We start from the raw sequence: 18,919 nt of genomic DNA, 5'->3' as shown, positions 1-18,919 counted from the left end.
CGTACCCAATCCGTATTCGGCAAAATGCAATCTGTGCTGCCATGACTTTGGGCTGCCGATCCCACAGGCAGGCACTGCGCCAGATCGCGTGCATTAACAGCAGACCTCTCGGAAAAATGCTGCCCGATGTCGGGATGGACGTCGCAAAAAAAGTTTCGACGCCACCAGCCAACAGGTTGAGTTACATGAACTATTTCGTCAGGCCCTGATCGGCACATGAATTTCTTTCGCCTGTGCTGGGAAAACTTTAGGTCTGGTCGCAATTAAGCGCGCCATCCTACGGCATCAAAAGAACAGCCCGAACGAAGAAAAGGACAAGAGTGGTGTTGTCGCAACTTCGCTTCCGTCCAAAATTCCGAATCAACAATACACCCCGTTTTCCTTCATTGTGTGCTTTTGAGGGTCAGTTGTGCTGCGATGGCCAAGTGCCGAACCTGACTATCCACTGAATCTTGACACGGGCAACGTGCTCCCGCCTACTGCATGTAGGTGTTTATTGAGAACAAGGTCCTCGCTGGCTGACGTTCGTAGTTAACGATTGATGGCTGACCCCTTATTGGAGAGGGAGCAATTTTATGAAGTGCGTTATTCTGGCTGGTGGTTTCGGAACAAGGCTCAGCGAAGAGACCGTCAGGATACCAAAGCCTATGGTCGAGATCGGAGACAAACCGATCATCTGGCATATCATGAAGATCTACGCTGCCCACGGGGTCACGGATTTCATCGTCTGTCTTGGCTACAAGGGTTATGTGATCAAGGAGTACTTTGCGAATTTCTTTCTGCACAGTTCGGACGTCACCATTGATCTGGCTAATGGCGGCCTTGAAATCGCGAACAGCAGATCGGAACCCTGGCGCGTGACGCTGGTCAATACCGGTCAGGACAGCCAGACCGGCGGGCGGCTTCGCCGGGTCATGCATCTGCTCAAGGATGAAGAGGCCTTTTGCATGACCTACGGGGACGGGGTCGGAAATGTCGATATTAGCGCACTGATCGCGTTCCACAAAAACCACGGCAGACGCGCAACGCTGACTGCGGTGGTCCCACCGGGACGCTTTGGGGCATTGGAACTGGACGGCGACCGGATCGACCGCTTCGCCGAAAAGCCGGGGGGCGATGGCGGGTTTATCAACGGCGGGTTCTTCGTATTGAATCCATCGGTCGGTGAATTGCTGCATGGAGATAGTGAGATTTGGGAGCGCGCCCCGCTTGAGTCCTTGGCTGCAGACGGTGATCTGATGGCGTTCCGCCACAGAGGGTTCTGGCAACCGATGGATACACTCCGCGATCGCCGCCAGCTTGAAGAGCGTTGGCAGGAAAACAACGCCCCATGGAAGGTCTGGGAATGAATCTGAGGTCTTCTCCGAAAATCATCCTGCTGGGCAATCTTGGCTATATCGGTCCGATTGTTGCTGCCACTTTGCGGAAATCCTGGCCCAACGCCAACCTGATCGGGGTCGATCCCGGGTTTTTCTCGGACCGGTTGACCACACATAATGCATGGCCCGAACGGTTTCTGAACCAACAGATCATTGCTGATATCCGCGACATCGATTCCTCGTTGTTCCAAGGGGCCGATGCAGTTGTTGCGTTGGCGGCGGTTTCAAATGACCCGATGGGTGCGCGGTTTGAAACCGTCACCACGGAAATCAATCAGGACGCCATTGTACAGACCGCACATCTGGCTGCCGAAGCCGGGGTATCGCGGTTTGTCTTTGCCTCCAGCTGTTCCGTATATGGATTTGCCGAGGGCGATGCGCGGTCCGAGGATGCACCATTGAATCCACTGACAGCCTATGCCCGCAGCAAAATCGGAACCGAGCGGGCGCTAGAGGCCATGAACACGCCAGGAATGCTGCGCACTGCGCTGCGCTTTGCCACCGCTTGCGGGCCATCGCCCCGGCTGCGGCTTGATCTAGTGTTAAACGATTTTGCCGCTTGCGCCGTCACTGCAGGTAAGATCACTGTGCTGAGTGACGGCAGCCCATGGCGGCCGCTCATCGACGTGCGTGACATGGCCCGAGCCATCGAATGGGCAATCAACCGGACCGAAGATGCCGGTGGCCAATGGTTGGCAGTCAATGCCGGATCGGATGCGTGGAACTATCAGATCCGCGATCTCGCGCAGGCCGTGGCTGAAGCCGTGCCAGGGGCCAGCTATTCAATCAATCCCGATGCTGCCCCTGACAGCCGTTCGTATAAGGTCGACTTTTCGCTGTATAAGCAATTGGCGCCCGAACATCAGCCCGTCCAGACGCTTAGGGGTACGATCGCCGATCTGCTGCACTTGTTGAATGAAATCCATTTTAAAGACCCCGATTTCAGGTCCTCACCGCTGATGCGACTGAAAGCGCTGGAAGAACATATCCACAATGGCGTGCTGAGCGAGGACCTGCGCTGGAGGATGCCGCAATGACACAACCTATTTGCAGACACTGTGCCGCACCGCTGAGCCAAACATTGGTCGATCTCGGGCTGTCGCCACTGGCCAATTCCTATGTACCGCCCGAACGCGCGAACACAGCCTGCCCGCGTTACCCGCTGCATGCCTGGGTTTGCAACGATTGCTATTTGGTTCAGGTCGAAGATGCGGTGCCCGCTGACGAAATTTTCAATGCCGATTACGCGTATTTCTCCAGCTATTCAGACAGTTGGCTGGCTCACGCCAAAGCATATGTCGACAACATGGTCGACCGCCTTCATCTGGGCCCGGATGATCTGGTAATCGAAATCGCCTCGAATGATGGGTACCTGCTGCAATATTTTGTCGAAAAGGGTATTCCGGTGCTGGGCATCGAACCCTCGGGTAGCGTAGCAGCCGCCGCCGAAGAAAAAGGCGTGCGCACGCTTGTCGATTATTTCGGCGAAACACTGGCCCAGAAGGTCGCCGCAGCCGAGAAACCACCGGCACTGATCGCCTCGGCTAATGTTCTGGCCCACGTGCCTGACATCAACGATTTCGTCGCCGGAATCGCCACTTTGCTAACTGGTGACGCGGTCTATACTGTCGAATTTCCGCATCTTCTGAACCTGATCAACGAAGTGCAGTTCGACACGATTTATCACGAACATTATTCCTATCTGTCGCTGTTGGCGGTCGAAAAGATTTTTGCCAAAGCCGGTCTGCGCGTGTTCGATGTCGAGGAACTGCCCACTCATGGCGGCTCGTTGCGGGTATTTGCCTGTCTTGAAGGGGCCAGCCACCCAGAAGGACCGGGCCTTGCCAAGGTCCGCGCTGACGAAGCGGCGGCGCAATTCGACCGCCCCGAGGGCTATATGAACTTTACTGGCCAGGTCGAGGCGGTACGCGACGGGCTGCTTGCCTTCCTGCGCGAAGTCGCGGCCCGCGGTGATACCATCGCCGCGTATGGGGCGGCTGCCAAGGGCAATACATTGCTGAACTATGCAGAGATCGGGCCCGATCTGATTTCATATTGTGTGGATCGCAACCCGGCCAAGCAGAACACGCTATTGCCCGGCAGTCACATTCCTGTTCACGGGGTCGAGGCGCTGCGCGAGACACCACCCAATTATGTTTTGATCCTGCCCTGGAACATCCGGGACGAAGTCATCGATCAGCTGGCCGATCTCAAGGCCCGCGGCACCCGGTTCGCAACGGCCGTGCCAGAGGTCAGGATCAGCTGATGGCACGGGTTATGCTGACCGGAGCGACCAGTTTGATCGGTCGTGCGACAGCATCGGCTTTGGCAGAGGCGGGCCATGAAGTCGTGACACTGGGCCGGAATCCGGCCAGCAACCTCATCTGCAATCTACTGAACCCCATCGCCACAACAACAGCCATTGAAACAGCCCAAGCCAGCCATCTCGTCCATCTGGCTTGGCATGACGGGCCGCGCGATCGCTGGACTTCGCCGGCCAATTTGGACTGGATGGCGGCCACGCTGCATCTGGTGCGGGAATTTGCGCGCATAGGCGGCCAACGCGCGGTCTGCGCAGGAAGCTGTGCCGAATATGACTGGTCTGAGCCGACTCTCACAGAAACAAGCCCCTTGCGACCTCGCACGCTTTATGGGGCAGCCAAGGCCGGGACCGGTCTGGCGCTGTGCAATGGGCAAGATGCGCTTGGCCTCTCGCTGGCCTGGGCCCGCATCTTTTTCGTTTACGGGCCGGGCGAGCCACCGGGGCGGCTGCTTGGGGATCTGATTTCAAACCTTCGTGCGGGTCAGCCAGTGAAGTGTACCGACGGGCTGCAAAAGCGTGACTTCCTGCATGTCGACGATTTGGCCCGCGCGTTGTCGCGCCTGCTGGACACCGATGTGGTTGGCGCGGTCAATGTAGCCAGCGGTACCGCAATCGCGGTTCGGGACCTGATTGCAGAGGTCGCAACCCAGATGCATCATCCCGATCTGATCCAACTGGGCGCAATTGCGCGTGCGCCAGACGACCCAGACCAGTTGGCGGCCGACGTGACCCGGTTGCGCGACAAGGTCGGTTTCGTACCAAAACATGACATGATTTCGGGTGTGGCAAATGTTCTTCGGGCCGAGGGGACGGCACTGTGAAAAAATTGCTTGTCCCCCGAAGGAATTCCTTCATGCGCTTTGTGTTGGTCGGAATATTGAACACAGCGTTTGGATACATACTTTTTGCAGTACTCAGCCTATCCGGCCTACCGCCTCAGGTCGCGCTGGTAATCTCGTTTTCTGTTGGGGTTTTATGGAATTTCATAACCCATGCCCGGCTTGTTTTCGACTCCAAGGGCCTGAACCGATTGCCGCACTATATTCTGTCCTACGTGATGGTTTACGCTTTTAATGCTCTGTCGTTGGAAGGCTTGCTGTCACTTGGTTTGCAGCCGATCATAGCGCAGGGGCTGATTGTGTTGCCTGCGGCCGTTCTGGCATTCATAGCCATTTCTCGAGCGCTGACAGATCGCTTTCCTTGGCAACAGAAAGCCTGACAAATCCGCCCTGCGCCAGAGTTCCCAGCCTATAGCGAACGCTCCTTGTGAGCGCACCTAGGCCTAGTTGGCATCCCTCAGATAGATAAACTTCACGTCCGGCGAAGGTTTCGATCACAGCCGCGTTCTGCTTAGCCACAAATCTCGCAGGAAAATCGGTTTATCCAATGATCAATGAAGCAAAGGATAGGCCCTATGCTGTGTTGTGCGGACACAAGTACCAGCGCACTTCCAATATCTTCGGCCTGCGCCATCCACCTTATGTCGCAAGAATAATTGACATAATTCTCGTATTTCGAGACCCTACGCCAGCGGGCGAAACTGACAACTGAAATTGCGCCCAAAAACAGAAAAACATTACCAAGTTAGACTTTGTCAAACCGTTGCACCAGAGCAATGTCCCACAGCGTCAACCCCGAGCCTGTTCGGAGCAAGCACCACAGGCCAGCTGGAACCATGAAAACCGTCGCGGAATACGCTATCAAGAATGCGCCGACAGCCAGAATCCAAAAAAGAGGTTGCCGTAAGCAAGACAATCAAATCGGCACGTTCCAGACTGACGGAACGCAGCAGAATGTCATGGGTCAGCCAAACCGATGCCGTAGTCATAGCGGTATAACAGATACGCATCTTGGCTAGCGTGGCATTCGTAATCGCAGGCCCGCAACTCAAAGCGCGGCCCCAGCTCAGAAGACCAACCCGGAATGGACCCCTTATGCTCAATCTACATCATTGAGCATTGCTGGGTCCCTGGCAGGGCCTTCGATGTTGATACGTTCCTGTTCGGTAACAATAGGACCACCTCGGACCTGGTTGTGTATTGAAGTGATGTATTCTCCCAGCATACCGATAAACAGCATCTGTACACCCGAAAGAAAAAACAACGCCACGATAATAGTCGTGGTTCCGCGCGGTGCTTGATCCGGGTCGACGAAATAAAGCAGCGTAGAAATGATCGAGAACAGGATACAACTGATCGCGATCACCAGCCCGCTGAGCGTACAGAACCGCATTGGTGCCCGTGTAAATGAGAAGATCGCATTCAGCGCCTGATCGGTCAGTGCCATCAGGCTGTGTTTGGACATTCCTCTTTTCCGAGCCTTCCAAACGTATGGAAGGATAACCCTGCGGAAGCCGCAGCTTGCAATGATACCACGGATATAAGGGTAGTGATCGTTATGAGACAGCACGGCCTTCAAAACCTTGCGATCGATCAACTGAAACTCTCCTACCGAAGGTTCCAACCATACATCTGATAACCTATTGACAACAGAATAAAAAATTCCACGCGCGCTGCGCATGAGGAACCCTTCTTCTCGGGTACTGCGCGCGCCGGCCACCACGTCATAGCCACTTTCCCAAAGCTCGACAAATTCGGGGATCATTTCGGGCGGATCCTGTAGATCGACCGGCAGCATGACAACGATACCGTCGCCGCTGGCGTAACGCAGACCGTTGAACGTTGACCTAAACACCCCGAAATTGCGGGCATTCACAACGACCTTCACATCTTGATCTTTTTCGGCAATTTCCCGCAAAATTTCCACGGTTCGGTCACTTGAAGCATTGTCGATGAAAATGTGCTCTCGCTTGTAGCCAGGCAAATCCTTATCGAAAATCGCTTTAACGGTTTTGTAGCAATCCGCCACATTGCTTTCTTCATTAAAGCACGGTGAGATAATAGAAATGGTTTTCATATCATATCTTTGCTTGACAACTACAAACACCGGTTACCGACCGCCGGTTCGGTCACAATTATATCATCGTGCGCCCTTGCAGATTCGCGCAACAGGCAATCAGCGAAAATGTTTTAGAATGCAGTGTGTTTAGCGCCACAGCCCTAATTCCAACTCCTGGACCCAAGAAGGGGTAGATCCGGAAATCACGCATCCCTTTTCTTGGCCCAATTAGATGCTCGACTGTGAACTACGCTGGCACACACGCAAGGTTCAGGCCTGGCGCATCCCGAACACGACAGAGACCGACTTCTTCGTCGATGTGATGAAAGAAGCAATCCACCACTTCGGCCCTCCTGAGATCATGAACACCTATCAGGGCAGCCAGCCCCCCAAGTCGTGGTCCACCGGCTGAGAAAAGACGATACGCAACCCGATCAGCAGGCGCAGTTAGTGGTTTAAACTTGGCGTCGACCTGACCAATAATTGTAGAGCAACTCGACTAGCCCAGGCCATAGCAGATCACCTTGCTTTGGGACGCGGTCACGGTACTTCGTGGGTCCGGCCGAAGTTGCTGGGTTTTCAATAGAATACTATGTATCTCTGTTGATCAATGTCGCCAATGCTGGCGCTTTATAACGTGATATCAGAAGCTTGTATGCTGTTCAGAGCAGACCTATTGATCTATTATGATCGGGACTCATTGGAGTTTGACCTCATATGGCTCGTAAAATTCGTAACCGATTATTCAGGCTTCACACTTGGATTGGATTATATCTTTCCGCCTTTTTCACCTTCATGTTTCTGACAGGCACATTGCTTGTGGCCGGGTTGGAGATTGAATCCATAGGTCGGCCCGCGATCTGGACGACCCTAGAAGAAGACAAGCGCACAGCAAGTTTTGGCCAAATCTATGACGGGATCAAATCCGCCCATCCTGAAGGCGATGTTTTCGTGATCCTCAAGCAGCCAACCTCGTGGTTCGTGGACCGCACATACGGGCGCACAGGGTGGGGTGAGAACATCAATTACTGGACAAATCCCACTACGGGCACCGTCATTCATGAGACAAGGGACATAGGGTTCAACACCATTCTTGGTGGGCTTCACGATACGTTTCTGATCGATAAAAGAATTGTGTTCATTCTCATTAGTGCGATGTCCATCCCATTACTTTTCCAGATGGTCAGCGGGCTGATCACCTACCGGCGTTTCTGGAAAGGATTTTTCAGATGGCCCAGCAGCTCGGGCGGCTTCAGATCATGGGCAGGCGGCGCCCATCGGCTAGCAGCTCTTTGGGCGGCACCGCTGGTCTTTTTGATTGCTATAACAAGCTTCTTTTTTCTGCTGGGTGGACTTGGGATTGAGGGGGGAAAACTAAAGTTCCAACCCCCTGCACCGCGTGAAGCCGCGCTGCCGGACGGGTTTGACGGGTCCGTCATCGATGCAGCCGAAGCACACGCTCGGGCTGCGCTTCCAGGCTTTCAACCGGTCAACCTGGCAATCCCCGGTGGAAAGGCTGGCAGTCTGCGTTTCTTTGGGCTGCATCAGGATTTTTCGTATCTACGCGGAGAGATCACCGTAGCTGTTGATCCCCTCACATTAGAGGTTCTCAACATCTACACACCAGCTGACTTCAGGGGGCTTGCGCGCCTGAACCATTTGATGGAGCTGCTTCATTACGGAGTTTGGGGTGGAGCATATTCAATGGTGCTGTGGATTATTCTGGGGCTCGTGGCCACAGCTCTCGCTTTTACCGGCTCGCTTGTTTATGCTGCCCGTCTGGCACCGACTGTCTCAACCGGCAGTTCTAACCTGCGTTTCTGGCGTAGGATGGGGCCACTGCGTTGGGTATACCTGCTGGTGCTGCTGGCCACTCTTTTCGCCGTATCATGGCGCTTGCACTCGGATGCCTATATACCGTCCCGCGTGCATCCGGTTGATGCCAAAGGCACTGTGGCACAGCTGGTCCTGCATGAACCGTTACGGCGCGGTACCCTGATCGAGATTGAATTGCGGATCGGCGCACCGGATGTCAGTGCAGCTTTGGTCGAAGTTAACGGAACTGCAGCACAGTCGGTTAATCTGGTCCGAGACGGAGACAAGGCTTTGGGCCGTTTTAGATTTGAGCCCCTCGAGACAGAAAACGAGGTCATCGCCTACTTGAAGAAACCCGATGGTACGGAACAGAAAGTCACCTTCCGAATGGGCAGCCCTATCTGGTGATCTCAGACCCGAGCGGCCAAATCCTTCAGCACCGCAAACCGGTCACGCATCGTTACAAATGCAAGGCAGGTGTAGATCGCCACACCTGTCACGACACCCACAATCAGACGCAAGATGTTTGCCTGATCCCCCAAAACCGCCTGACATCCCGCGACCCCCGCTGCCATGATCCCCGCCGAGACCAAAGGCAGGATATGCAGTGATGCCAATCTGGAAACAGGCTGGCCTGAGATCGCTGCCAGGTTGGCGAATTTGAACGGCCACATGATCAGAAAGACAGTGGTAAAGGCAGCGGTGACGAACGGCACGCCATACGGGGCGGCAACTGTGACCGCAATGGCTGCAAGGACCACCTCGATCCACGACAGCACGGCCAACCTACCGGGTTGGCCGGACGCCAGGCAAAATGTTTGCTGTACCCTTTCAGTGCAGAGATACATTCCGAACACGGACATCAGACTTAGAACCGGGGCTGCGGGGCTCCATTTCTCACCAAACAAAAGCACCAGTACCGGCTCGGACAGAACCGCCAATCCGGCAAAGGTCGGAAAAGTCACAAACCCGGTCAGGCGCATGACGTCCAATAGCATCTCAGACGCGCGCCCTCCGCCGCGTGTTACCGCCGCAAAAGCGGGCTGCGAGACCATGCGCAGTGGCGTGATGGTCAGAAATGAGGCCGTTTCCACGACCCGCCAGGCAATCGCATAATACCCGGCTGCAACCGGGCCCAGCATCGCGCCGATCAAAACCGCAGGTGACTGTACCGCCGCCAGTTCAGCCGCGCGCAGCCCGATGACCCGGTGACTGAAATGAAGAACCTGCCGCATCTGGTGACCCGACACGTGAAAGGTGGGTCTCCACGATACCGCACCCCAGGCCATAAGGATATTCGTGGCGGTCATCGCCACCCGCTGACCAACCAGGCTCCAGACTCCGTATCCCGCAAGGGCCATACCGATGCCGATAACCCCGCCAACTATTGCGCCAAGCACTGCGCGCAAGGCGAGAACCCGAAACCGCATCTCTCGCCGCAATAGCGCCACTGGCACCGCCGTGAGCGATATCATCAGCACCGTTGGCGACAAACCGATCAGCAATTGACCCGCGATCGCTTCGTCATAAAAGGTCGATACCGGCCCCGCGCTCAGAATGATCAACGCGGTCAGGCAAGCGCCCAGAAACCCCAAAAGCCAAAAGACCGAATTCAGCCGTTCAGGTGTCAGCGTGTCCTGAGTCAGCAAAATCTCGGATATGGTTTCGCGTACCAGAAACTCGGAAAACAAAACAAAGGCAGCAGCCATTGCCAACAGGCCGAAGGCCTCGGCCCCAAGCAACCGCGCCAGAATGGCTATTATAATGAAATTGAATGCCTGTTCTGCCCAGACGCCGAAGGACATCCAAGCAACGCCGCTGGTGAAACGTCGTCCCCGCGACATCAAAACCCTTCCCACTGACTTATTGCCACGCGAAACCGCGGGCATTCTGAATCAAAGCGTAACGGTTTGGAAACACTGCTGTCGAGATCACCCGTCGCTTCTTGGAGATGCGGCCAGCCTGCTTCCATTCTCAAAACCCCTCGGACAAAAGTCGTGGACACTGGGCATATCCTGCCAACGTCTCAACATTCCGCCAAGGACGCATGTGTTGCATTGCATGAGTTTCCAAGCATTATGAGATCAAAGCGCCGCATAGCTTTGCATAGGTTCCTATTTGGAAACACTCCAGACATTATGCCCCTCATCAAAAATGACCGAATATCAGAGCAAACTTACACCGAGGCCTAAGGGCTCATCGGGGTATAATTGAAACCATCACTGGCTTTTTTACGTTACTGGGTAAGCGCATGCATAGGTGAATTCCGGCAACCAGACCCCGGAAAGACCGAAATTTGTCAAAATTATTGTCTATATCCAGCCTGTCTGTGTTTGAATACAATAAGCAGCGATGGGAATTGAGCCCGTTGCGCTCTGAACGGCATGAATGCCAAGCGGGGCAGAATATACATTAAGTACGCAAAGGGATTTCATTTTCATGAACAAGGTTGCCGAGCAGATCACCCCGGACAACATCCCAACCGGTGCGCCGGATACTTCTGGCATGAGCCTGAGCGTGGTCATCCCTGCCTATAACGAAGAAAACGCCGTCCGTGGCACTGTTGAAGATGTGCGGGCCCATCTCGAACCGCTGGGTATTCCGTACGAGATCATCGTGGTCGACGATGCCAGCCAGGACAACACCCGCGCCGAGGCCGAGGCCAGCGGTGCCACCGTCACCTTCAACGACGTCAATTCCGGATACGGCGCCAGTCTCAAACGCGGGGTGCGGATGGCACAGTATGAATATGTGGCCATCCTTGATGCTGACAGCACCTATCCGGCGCGTTACCTGCCGGGCATGCTGGCCATGTGCCGCGATCAGGACATGGTGGTGGGCGATCGGGGCGCCGCAATGAAGAACGTGCCGCTGCTGCGGCGGCCGGCCAAGAAGTTCCTGTTCGCCTTTGCCTCATTCCTGGCCGAGCGCAAGATCAACGACCTCAATTCCGGGCTGCGTGTGTTCCGCAAATCCGAGCTGATCCCGTTCCTGCCACTGCTGCCACAGAATTTCTCGTTCACCACCACGATCACACTGTGCATGACCTCGAATGGCAAGCGGATGATCTATACGCCGATCGAATACGGTAAGCGGGTGGGTAAATCGAAAATCCGACCGATCGATTTTCTGAACTTCATCATCCTGATCCTGCGCATCAGCACGTTGTTTAACCCGCTGCGGGTGTTCATCCCGCTGGGTCTGGCGTTTTTCACTTTGGGCACGGTTAAGTTCATTATCGACATGTTCTACTGGAACCTCAGTGAAACGGCGGTGTTCTCATTCCTGGCGGCGATCATGATCTGGTCGTTGGGGTTGATTGCCGACATGATTTCGCGGCTGCATCTCAGACCTTGATATGAGCGGCGGCATGCTTTCCGATCCAACTCAACGGCGCTGGCTGATCCGGCTGGCCGGGTCGGCTTTGGTGCTGGCGATCCTGTTCTGGATCCTTCCAGCCGAGGCCATCGTGGCGGCATTCAAGGCAATCCCGATCTGGGTGTTCCTGAGCGTACTGGTCCTGTTCCTGTTGGCCCATGTGGGTGCGGCGATGAAATGGTGGCTGTTGTTGGGTCGGGGGCTTCCGGCCCTGCTGGCGATCTGGGCGCATTTTGCCGGTCTGGCCGCTAATCTGTGTCTGCCCGGCGCGATTGGCGGCGATACAGTGCGCGCCGGGATGGCGCAGGCGGCGATGAAAGACGGGGCACGGGTCGTCGCGGGCGCAACCGTGGATCGGCTGATCGACATGGTGGCCTTGTTGACCTTATCCTGCCTTGGGCTTGTCCTGACATGGGAACGGGCCGAGGGCGGACATATGATCTGGCCTGTAGCGCTGGTCCTGCTTGCGGCGCTGGCGGGTATGGTCGCATTGCCGCGCCTGCTGCCCCTGCCCTGGCGCTATGTCCCGTCTCTGCCTGGTAAGGGCTTTGCGCATCGTCTGGCCGATGCGCTGACCGGGTTGGGCCGCAAGCCCGGCACGCTGGCGGCGGCCTTTATCGCGTCGGTTTTGATCCAGTTGTTGTTGGTCATGCTGGCCTGGTGGCTGGCCATCGCGGCGGGTGTCGATGTGGCAGCCGGACCGTGGATATTTGCCTGGCCGCTGGCCAAGATTATCGCAGTTCTGCCGGTGTCGTTGAACGGGCTGGGCCTGCGCGAGGCCACGCTGGCGGGCTTTCTGGCCGCCTTTGGTGCCAGCGCCCCTGCCGTCGTGGCAGCCGGGCTGGTCTGGCAGGTTGTTCTGTTTACAGCGGGCGGGTTTGGCGCGCTGGTTCTGACAATGTCCGGGATGCGGTTTAGCGCTCCGGCGAATTCCCAAAAGGAAGAGTGCAAGTGACGGATGTTTCCCGACCAACAGGCGAGGATAAGCCTGAAATCATCATACTCGGTGCCGGACCCGCTGGTCTGGCCGCAGCATACGCCCTGACCGGGCAGGCAAAGGTGACCGTGATCGAACGCGCACCCATTGCAGGCGGCAATTCGGCGTCGTTCCCGGTCGAAGGCGTGATTTGCGATTATGGCTCGCACCGGTTTCACCCTGCGGCAGAGCCTGAGGTGTTGCAGGATGTGAAAACGCTGTTGGGTGACGATCTGCTGCTGCGCCCGCGCCATGGGCGTATCCGGCTGGGCGGCAAATGGATTCACTTCCCGCTGAAACTGACCGACGCGCTTATGCGCCTGCCCAAGCCCTTTGCCGCGTCGCTGATCGGGGACATGGTGCTGAAACCCTTTCGCAAGAAAAGCACGGGCCCCGAGACATTCTCGACCGTGCTTTATGACGGGTTGGGGCCAACGATTTCGGACAATTTCTATTTCCCCTACGTGCGCAAACTCTGGGGGCTGGATCCGGAAAAGCTGGCCGTCAAGCTGGCCGAGCGCCGGGTCGGCAGCGGATCGGTCGGCAAGATCCTGATGAAGATGCTGCGCCTGGTGCCTGGGCTGCGCAGCGAAACCGCCGGGCGATTTTTCTATCCGCGCAAAGGGTTCGGACAAATCTCGGACGCGATGCTGGAAAGCGCGCGCACAAATGGTGCCACCTTCATGTTCAACACCGAGATCACCGGGATCGACCGGGACGGCGACCGTATCACCGGGTTGACGATCCGCGAGGGCGACAGCGAGCGGCATGTGACCGGCGATCTGATCCTGTCGACCATTCCGCTGACCGGGTTGACGCGCCTGATCGACGCCCCTCCGCCGGAAGTGGTCGATGCCGCCCGCGCCATCCGGTTTAGGGGCATGATCCTGCTGTATCTGGTGCTGGAGACAGACCAGTTCACCGAGTTCGACGCGCATTACTTTCCGGAATTGTCGATCCCGATCAGCCGGATGTCAGAACCCAAGAACTATAACGCCAGTGGCGCGCCGAAGGGCGTGACCGTGCTGTGCGCCGAACTGCCCTGCGACCCGGATGAAAAGTGGTGGTCCATGTCCGACGAAGAACTGGGGCAGGAGTTCACCAAATGGTTGGACCAGCTGGGCCTGCCGGTCACCGTGCCGGTGCGCCGCTGTGAATCCCGACGGCTGAGCCACGCCTATCCGGTTTACGACGTGGGGTATGAGGCGCGGTTTGATACGGTTGATCAGTGGCTCTCAAATCTGGACGGATTGCTCGTATTTGGACGTCAGGGATTGTTCGCCCATGACAACACCCACCACGCCTTTGCCATGGCCTATGGCGCGGCGGATTGCATCAACGGCACAGGTCAGGTCGACCGCGCGAAATGGAATAAATATCGCGAGGTCTTTGCTACTCATGTGGTGGAAGACTGACCCATGACCGCCTGGCAGGCCGATATCCTGATGTATCATTCGATCTCGGATGCGCCTGGACCGACCTCAATCGCGCCCGAGGTGTTCAAGGCCCAGATGCAGGCGCTGGCGGCATCCGGCCTGCCGGTGGTCACGCCCGATGCGCTGGCCAACCCGCCCGGCCCCCGCGTGGTCATCATCAGTTTCGATGACGGGTTCGAAGATTTCGCCGATACCGCCTGGCCCATTCTGCGCGATCATGGCTTCTGCCCCATCGTCTATCTGCCCTCGGGCCTGATGGGCGGGATGGACCACTGGGTCGGAGGCAACATCCCGCCCCGCCCCCTGATGGGTTGGGACAGGATCGAAGCCCTGGCAGGGGAAGGGGTCTGTTTTGGCGCGCATAGTGTCAATCATCCCGATCTCACCACGCTGGATACGCTCATGCTGGAAGAGGAAGTAAGTGGCTCCGGTCAGGACATTGCCGCGCGGCTGGGCCAGCCTGTCCGGCATTTCGCACCGCCTTACGGCGCGTCGAATAGCAGCGTACTCAGACAGATCGCTCAGCATTACGACACTTCGGTCGGCACCAGGCTGGGCGTGGCCAAGGCGGGGGACGATATCCACGATCTGCCCCGGCTCGAGATGTTTTACTTTACCGACATCGCCCGTTGGAAAGCGCATTTGGAAGGGCGCGGCAAAGCCTATCTGACGGCGCGCAAGACAATGCGGGGGGTGCGCGCGGCAATACGCGGGCAACCGTGGTGAACAGATATTTTCCGCCTGCGGCTATAGCCGGATACGCAGCGCGGGTTGTACGATCCGGTAAATTGGTTTTCAACAAGTAACAGGTACGAACAAATGCATATTCTGGTTACCGGTGGCGCCGGGTTTATTGGCTCTCATCTGACGGAACGGCTGATCCGGGATGGCCACACGGTCACGGTCTTTGATGATCTTTCGACCGGACGGCTGGCAAATCTGACCTCAGTTGCAGACCACCCGAATTTCACATTCACCGAAGGCTCAATTCTGGATCGCCAGATGGTCACCGATCTGGTTCGTCCGGCTGACGTCGTTTTTCATCTGGCCGCCGCCGTTGGCGTCAAACTGATCATGGATGAGCCCAGCCGATCGATCCTAACCAATGTAGCGGGTACCGAGAATGTTCTGGATGCGGCGCTGCCAAACAAGACCTATACATTTGTCGCCTCTACATCCGAGGTTTACGGCAAAAGCGCGAAGTTTCCGTTTCAGGAAGACGACGATCTGACCATTGGGGCCACGCGCAACCTGCGCTGGTCCTACGCCTGTGCCAAAACGCTGGATGAGTTTCTGGCGCTGGCCCATGCGCGCGAATCCGGTCTGCCGGTCACGGTTCTGCGGTTTTTTAACACCACCGGGCCGCGACAGACGGGCCGCTATGGCATGGTGTTGCCGAATTTCGTGAAAGCCGCGCTGGAGGGTGCGCCCCTGATGGTGCATGGCAGCGGCGAGCAGTCGCGTTGCTTCGGTCATGTGGCCGATGTCGTCAAGGCATTGGGGTTGCTGATGAACGCACCACAGGCAAAAGGCGAGGTGTTCAATATCGGCTCGAACGAAGAAGTCACAATCCGCGCTTTGGCTGAAAAGGTCATTGAACTCACCGGGTCCAACTCGGAAATCCGCTATGTTCCCTATGACGCGGTATATCCAGAAGGGTTCGAGGATATGCAGCGCCGGCTGCCCGATGTGTCAAAGCTGGAGCGCGTCACTGGATTCCGCCCGATGCGCACGCTGCAGCAGACTATCGAAGATATCATCACTGAAATGCAGGCCCCGGTTTCCGCATGAGCCGTCAGGTTCCCATCTGTGACTGATCTGGTGATCGGCTCCGGGCCGTCCGGCGTGTCTGTGGCCATGGCTTTGCTGAACCGGGGGCGTCAAGTTCTGATGCTGGACCCGGGCGGCAGGCTGGAGGCCCCAGCGCAAGACCGCCGTGACAAACTTGCGGCTTCGGATCCCGACACCTGGTCTGTTGAGGACCAAAAAAAATGGCAGGCCCCGCAATTCGACACACCGCCCGGGCAGGTGCGCCGGTTCGGGTCGGATTTTGCCATGGTGCCGGGCGCCAAGACACTGGTGTCGCCCGAACGGATCGGGTTGCGGGCCTCACATGCGGTGGGCGGGCTGTCCAATCTCTGGGGTTCGGCGGTTCTGCCCAACCGCGCCGAGGACATCGCGGACTGGCCGATTGGAATTGACGATCTGGCTCCGCATTACCGCGCCGTCGCCGAATTTCTTCCCGTAAGCGGCCAGCAGGATGCATTGCAGACCCTGTTCCCCGCCCTTTCGATGCAGGACCGGGTGCCGCTGACCCCGTCCCCACAGGCGCAGCAGTTGTTGCAGCGTCTGGAGCATCAGAAAACCAGCCTGTCAGAACTGGGCGCCCATGCCGGACTGGCGCGTCTGGCCGTTGACCCCGGATGCCAATATTGCGGCCAGTGCCTACATGGATGCCCTTGGGGCTACATCTATTCAGCCCAGAAAACGCTGACTGAGTTGCGCCGTAACCCGGCCTTTCAATATCGCGCTGGCCTCGCCCGCCGGTTCGAAGAACAGGCCGACCACGTCACCTTGACGCTGGAGGATGGCGAGGCCTTGCAAGCCAGTCGCATTTTTGTGGCCGCCGGGGTTCTGGAAACGGCGCGGCTGTTTTTGACGTCGTCGCCGGATCCGTCTACCAGTTTGCAACTACAGGACAGCCAGCATTTCTTTCTGCCCAACCTGCACCGCTGGCGCACACCGCGCCGCCCGGATCAAAGGCCCTATCACACCCTGCCGCAGATGTTCATCGAACTGGATGATCCGAACATCTCACCCCATCTGGTCCATGCGCAGGTCTATACCTGGAACGAATTTTATGCCCATGACCTGATCAACAGCCACGGCTCCAAACTGCCGGGATCGGGCGTTCTGTGGCGGATGCTGGCGCGGCGGCTGATCGTGGCGCAGGCGTTTCTGCATTCGGCCCATTCCGCCCGGATCGACCTGACGCTGGCCACTGACAGGCGGCTGGTCCCGACGGTGCAGACCAATGAGGCAACCGAAATGGTGATGGGGTGGGTGACGTCCCGATTGGCACAGGTGCTGAAACGTGCCGGCCTCATACCGCTGGCGTTTGCCCGCCGTCCGGGTGAGGTGGGGTCCAGCTTTCACGTCGGCGGCTCGGTCCCTATGGCCAAGGCCCCCGGCGCGGGGCAATCCGACATCCTGGGGCGGCCGCATGGATTATCACGGGTGCATCTTGTCGATGCCTCGAGCCTGCCCAGCATCCCGGCCACAACCATCACCTTCTCGGTCATGGCCAATGCCCATCGCATCGGAACGCTGACCCCCTAGCGCTCAATTCATGCAAGTGATGCTGCACGCGCTCCGTTCTCTAACGCACCGGCTTCCAGAGCCGCAGAAAGCGCCCGATCACCTTTTCCATGCGCCGCACGCGCCAGCGCCGCACCATAGGCTTCAAGCACAGAGGTCTCATGCCAAATGTCCAGAAAGGCCTTGCGCGCCGCAGTTCCCTGCACCCCGCGCTGGTCCGGCTGGTGCTGCAATTCACGCATCGCCGCGATCAAATCATCCTCGGTTTCAAACAGCGACCCACCTCCGGCCCGCTCCACGATCTCGGGGAATGGGCCCAACCGACGGGCAATAACCGGCGTGCCCAGACGGAAGCTTTCAATCAGGATGATGCCGAACGTCTCATAGCAAACCGACGGAACGATTAACCCGATCGCACCGCGGTAATAGGCGTTAAGCTCCTCAAGGGTTTTGCGGCCCAGGAATTTAATCCGGTCATTGCCTGCGGCTTGGCTCTTTAACTCATCCGCATAGTCACCGTCGCCCAAGATCAGCAGATCGGCATCCGAATAGCGGTCAATGGCCGGAAACACATCTTGCAACCCTTTAATCTTTTCCAGACGTCCGACGAACAGGAAATAGGGGCGCTCATGGGTCGCTGGTTCTGGCAGGGCGCTCTGATCGAGATCGGGCAGGAAATAGGGCAGCACCTGCATGTCTTGCCGCAGACCGAATTCGCGATGTTTGGCGCGGCTGAATTCGCTTTTTGCAATGATCAGATCCATATGATCCAGCGCCCGGTCCAGCGCGCCGGTATAGCGCCACAGCTGCGGCGGACGTTTGTGATTCAGCACGCAGCGTAGGCATTGGCGCGCGTCGCACAGCTCCCGCCCGTACCGCCACAGAACATGGGTGGGGCAGACCAGCCAATGCTCGTGCGCCTCATAAACCTTTAGCCCCTCACCCATCGGCAACAGACCGGGTCCTCCGATCAGGGATGTATTGTTGTGCCAGATGATATCCGGTTTCCGTTCGGCCAGTATCTCGCGGATGCGGGCTGCGTGTACAACAGGTCGACCCAGCTGCTGGGTCAGCAGGTTCGACATCATGCCATTGCGGCTGCGCAGCCCGATCCGCCGCACCCCATCGGGGTCGCCCTCAGCCTGCGGCTTTCCGCCCAGGATCAAATAGCTGTCTTCGTCATGCACCACCGTCACATCGTGACCGCGCGCCACAAGCGCCCGGGCCATGCGCTGAATCCCTATGGCGTCACCGCCAAAGGAATAGGGCGGGTAAAATGTGGTGAACATCAGAATGCGCAGCGACTGCATGTGAATTGTACCAAACAACCAATAACTTTCAGGTATGAAACACGATCCCTGCGACAATCGAAAGGAACAAGCCATTTGGACACTCA

General features: G+C 57.2%; 16 protein-coding genes. 13 read left to right on the top strand and 3 right to left on the bottom strand.

Annotated elements, in window-relative coordinates; all coding sequences use genetic code 11:
* Window positions 1-575 precede the first annotated feature (575 nt).
* Genes rfbF through ACR0AJ_RS09445 form a run of 5 tightly spaced genes read left to right on the top strand, consistent with a single transcriptional unit; the run spans window position 576 to window position 4,921 of the window.
* Window positions 576-1,349 carry a glucose-1-phosphate cytidylyltransferase gene (gene rfbF / locus ACR0AJ_RS09465; protein ID WP_170350100.1) on the top strand — a complete coding sequence of 258 codons (774 nt, stop codon included), beginning with the start codon at window positions 576-578 and terminating at the stop codon, window positions 1,347-1,349.
* Entirely contained in the window at window positions 1,346-2,416 is a 1,071-nt protein-coding gene (locus ACR0AJ_RS09460; protein ID WP_480662740.1) for an NAD-dependent epimerase/dehydratase family protein, read from the top strand. Before rfbF ends, ACR0AJ_RS09460 begins: the two co-directional genes overlap by 4 nt.
* On the top strand, window positions 2,413-3,645 hold the full coding sequence (locus ACR0AJ_RS09455; RefSeq protein WP_170350098.1) for a class I SAM-dependent methyltransferase: 1,233 nt from the start codon (window positions 2,413-2,415) through the stop codon (window positions 3,643-3,645). Before ACR0AJ_RS09460 ends, ACR0AJ_RS09455 begins: the two co-directional genes overlap by 4 nt.
* Window positions 3,645-4,523 carry an NAD-dependent epimerase/dehydratase family protein gene (locus ACR0AJ_RS09450; RefSeq protein WP_480662738.1) on the top strand — a complete coding sequence of 293 codons (879 nt, stop codon included), beginning with the start codon at window positions 3,645-3,647 and terminating at the stop codon, window positions 4,521-4,523. The genes ACR0AJ_RS09455 and ACR0AJ_RS09450 overlap by 1 nt, the downstream gene beginning before the upstream one ends.
* A gap of 32 nt (window positions 4,524-4,555) precedes the next feature.
* A complete protein-coding gene (locus ACR0AJ_RS09445) occupies window positions 4,556-4,921 on the top strand; it encodes a GtrA family protein (protein ID WP_170350096.1) in 366 nt (121 codons plus the stop codon).
* 719 nt (window positions 4,922-5,640) lie between these two features.
* Here ACR0AJ_RS09445 and ACR0AJ_RS09440 read toward each other — a convergent pair.
* Window positions 5,641-6,618 (bottom strand): glycosyltransferase, encoded by a 978-nt coding sequence (locus tag ACR0AJ_RS09440; RefSeq protein ID WP_480740701.1) that lies wholly within the window; start codon window positions 6,616-6,618, stop codon window positions 5,641-5,643.
* Window positions 6,619-6,832: 214 nt separating this feature from the next.
* On the opposite strand from ACR0AJ_RS09440, the gene ACR0AJ_RS09435 reads away from it, so the two are divergent.
* Both ACR0AJ_RS09435 and ACR0AJ_RS09430 read left to right on the top strand, forming a co-directional pair.
* Window positions 6,833-7,012 carry a hypothetical protein gene (locus ACR0AJ_RS09435; protein ID WP_480740699.1) on the top strand — a complete coding sequence of 60 codons (180 nt, stop codon included), beginning with the start codon at window positions 6,833-6,835 and terminating at the stop codon, window positions 7,010-7,012.
* 305 nt (window positions 7,013-7,317) lie between these two features.
* On the top strand, window positions 7,318-8,823 hold the full coding sequence (locus ACR0AJ_RS09430; protein WP_170350093.1) for a PepSY-associated TM helix domain-containing protein: 1,506 nt from the start codon (window positions 7,318-7,320) through the stop codon (window positions 8,821-8,823).
* A gap of 2 nt (window positions 8,824-8,825) precedes the next feature.
* Here the strand turns inward: ACR0AJ_RS09430 and ACR0AJ_RS09425 are convergent, their stop codons facing one another.
* Window positions 8,826-10,259: a lipopolysaccharide biosynthesis protein gene (locus ACR0AJ_RS09425; RefSeq protein ID WP_170350092.1), complete on the bottom strand. Its 1,434-nt coding sequence runs from the start codon at window positions 10,257-10,259 to the stop codon at window positions 8,826-8,828.
* 595 nt (window positions 10,260-10,854) lie between these two features.
* Here ACR0AJ_RS09425 and ACR0AJ_RS09420 point away from each other — a divergent pair.
* From ACR0AJ_RS09420 to ACR0AJ_RS09395, 6 genes are all read left to right on the top strand, one after another.
* Complete coding sequence (locus ACR0AJ_RS09420) at window positions 10,855-11,772, top strand: glycosyltransferase family 2 protein (protein ID WP_170350091.1); 918 nt, start codon at window positions 10,855-10,857, stop codon at window positions 11,770-11,772.
* Between the two features lie 13 nt (window positions 11,773-11,785).
* Window positions 11,786-12,748, top strand: a complete 963-nt coding sequence (locus ACR0AJ_RS09415; RefSeq protein ID WP_170411977.1) for a lysylphosphatidylglycerol synthase transmembrane domain-containing protein — start codon at window positions 11,786-11,788, stop codon at window positions 12,746-12,748.
* On the top strand, window positions 12,745-14,184 hold the full coding sequence (locus ACR0AJ_RS09410) for a protoporphyrinogen/coproporphyrinogen oxidase (RefSeq protein WP_170411980.1): 1,440 nt from the start codon (window positions 12,745-12,747) through the stop codon (window positions 14,182-14,184). The genes ACR0AJ_RS09415 and ACR0AJ_RS09410 overlap by 4 nt, the downstream gene beginning before the upstream one ends.
* A 3-nt stretch (window positions 14,185-14,187) precedes the next feature.
* Window positions 14,188-14,931, top strand: a complete 744-nt coding sequence (locus ACR0AJ_RS09405; RefSeq protein ID WP_170411983.1) for a polysaccharide deacetylase family protein — start codon at window positions 14,188-14,190, stop codon at window positions 14,929-14,931.
* A gap of 93 nt (window positions 14,932-15,024) precedes the next feature.
* Window positions 15,025-15,996 carry an NAD-dependent epimerase/dehydratase family protein gene (locus ACR0AJ_RS09400; protein ID WP_480662731.1) on the top strand — a complete coding sequence of 324 codons (972 nt, stop codon included), beginning with the start codon at window positions 15,025-15,027 and terminating at the stop codon, window positions 15,994-15,996.
* 18 nt (window positions 15,997-16,014) lie between these two features.
* Window positions 16,015-17,544 carry a GMC oxidoreductase gene (locus ACR0AJ_RS09395; protein WP_480740697.1) on the top strand — a complete coding sequence of 510 codons (1,530 nt, stop codon included), beginning with the start codon at window positions 16,015-16,017 and terminating at the stop codon, window positions 17,542-17,544.
* 8 nt (window positions 17,545-17,552) lie between these two features.
* Here the strand turns inward: ACR0AJ_RS09395 and ACR0AJ_RS09390 are convergent, their stop codons facing one another.
* Complete coding sequence (locus ACR0AJ_RS09390; protein WP_480647452.1) at window positions 17,553-18,833, bottom strand: glycosyltransferase family 4 protein; 1,281 nt, start codon at window positions 18,831-18,833, stop codon at window positions 17,553-17,555.
* Window positions 18,834-18,919 lie beyond the last annotated feature (86 nt).

It is taken from the genome of Ruegeria sp. CJ9, assembly GCF_056536625.1.
Note: the sequence above shows the minus strand (reverse complement) of the source record. Positions and strands in the feature narration are given on the sequence as shown.

Excerpts from the sequence above, each read along its gene's own strand:
- ACR0AJ_RS09400 (WP_480662731.1), top strand. The coding sequence starts at position 15,025 with ATGCATATTCTGGTTACCGGTGGCGCCGGGTTTATTGGCTCTCATCTG.
- ACR0AJ_RS09430 (WP_170350093.1), top strand. The coding sequence starts at position 7,318 with ATGGCTCGTAAAATTCGTAACCGATTATTCAGGCTTCACACTTGGATT.
- ACR0AJ_RS09390 (WP_480647452.1), bottom strand. The coding sequence starts at position 18,833 with ATGCAGTCGCTGCGCATTCTGATGTTCACCACATTTTACCCGCCCTAT.
- ACR0AJ_RS09435 (WP_480740699.1), top strand. The coding sequence starts at position 6,833 with ATGCTCGACTGTGAACTACGCTGGCACACACGCAAGGTTCAGGCCTGG.
- ACR0AJ_RS09445 (WP_170350096.1), top strand. The coding sequence starts at position 4,556 with ATGCGCTTTGTGTTGGTCGGAATATTGAACACAGCGTTTGGATACATA.
- ACR0AJ_RS09440 (WP_480740701.1), bottom strand. The coding sequence starts at position 6,618 with ATGAAAACCATTTCTATTATCTCACCGTGCTTTAATGAAGAAAGCAAT.
- rfbF (WP_170350100.1), top strand. The coding sequence starts at position 576 with ATGAAGTGCGTTATTCTGGCTGGTGGTTTCGGAACAAGGCTCAGCGAA.
- ACR0AJ_RS09450 (WP_480662738.1), top strand. The coding sequence starts at position 3,645 with ATGGCACGGGTTATGCTGACCGGAGCGACCAGTTTGATCGGTCGTGCG.
- ACR0AJ_RS09405 (WP_170411983.1), top strand. The coding sequence starts at position 14,188 with ATGACCGCCTGGCAGGCCGATATCCTGATGTATCATTCGATCTCGGAT.
- ACR0AJ_RS09415 (WP_170411977.1), top strand. The coding sequence starts at position 11,786 with ATGCTTTCCGATCCAACTCAACGGCGCTGGCTGATCCGGCTGGCCGGG.
- ACR0AJ_RS09420 (WP_170350091.1), top strand. The coding sequence starts at position 10,855 with ATGAACAAGGTTGCCGAGCAGATCACCCCGGACAACATCCCAACCGGT.
- ACR0AJ_RS09425 (WP_170350092.1), bottom strand. The coding sequence starts at position 10,259 with ATGTCGCGGGGACGACGTTTCACCAGCGGCGTTGCTTGGATGTCCTTC.
- ACR0AJ_RS09455 (WP_170350098.1), top strand. The coding sequence starts at position 2,413 with ATGACACAACCTATTTGCAGACACTGTGCCGCACCGCTGAGCCAAACA.
- ACR0AJ_RS09460 (WP_480662740.1), top strand. The coding sequence starts at position 1,346 with ATGAATCTGAGGTCTTCTCCGAAAATCATCCTGCTGGGCAATCTTGGC.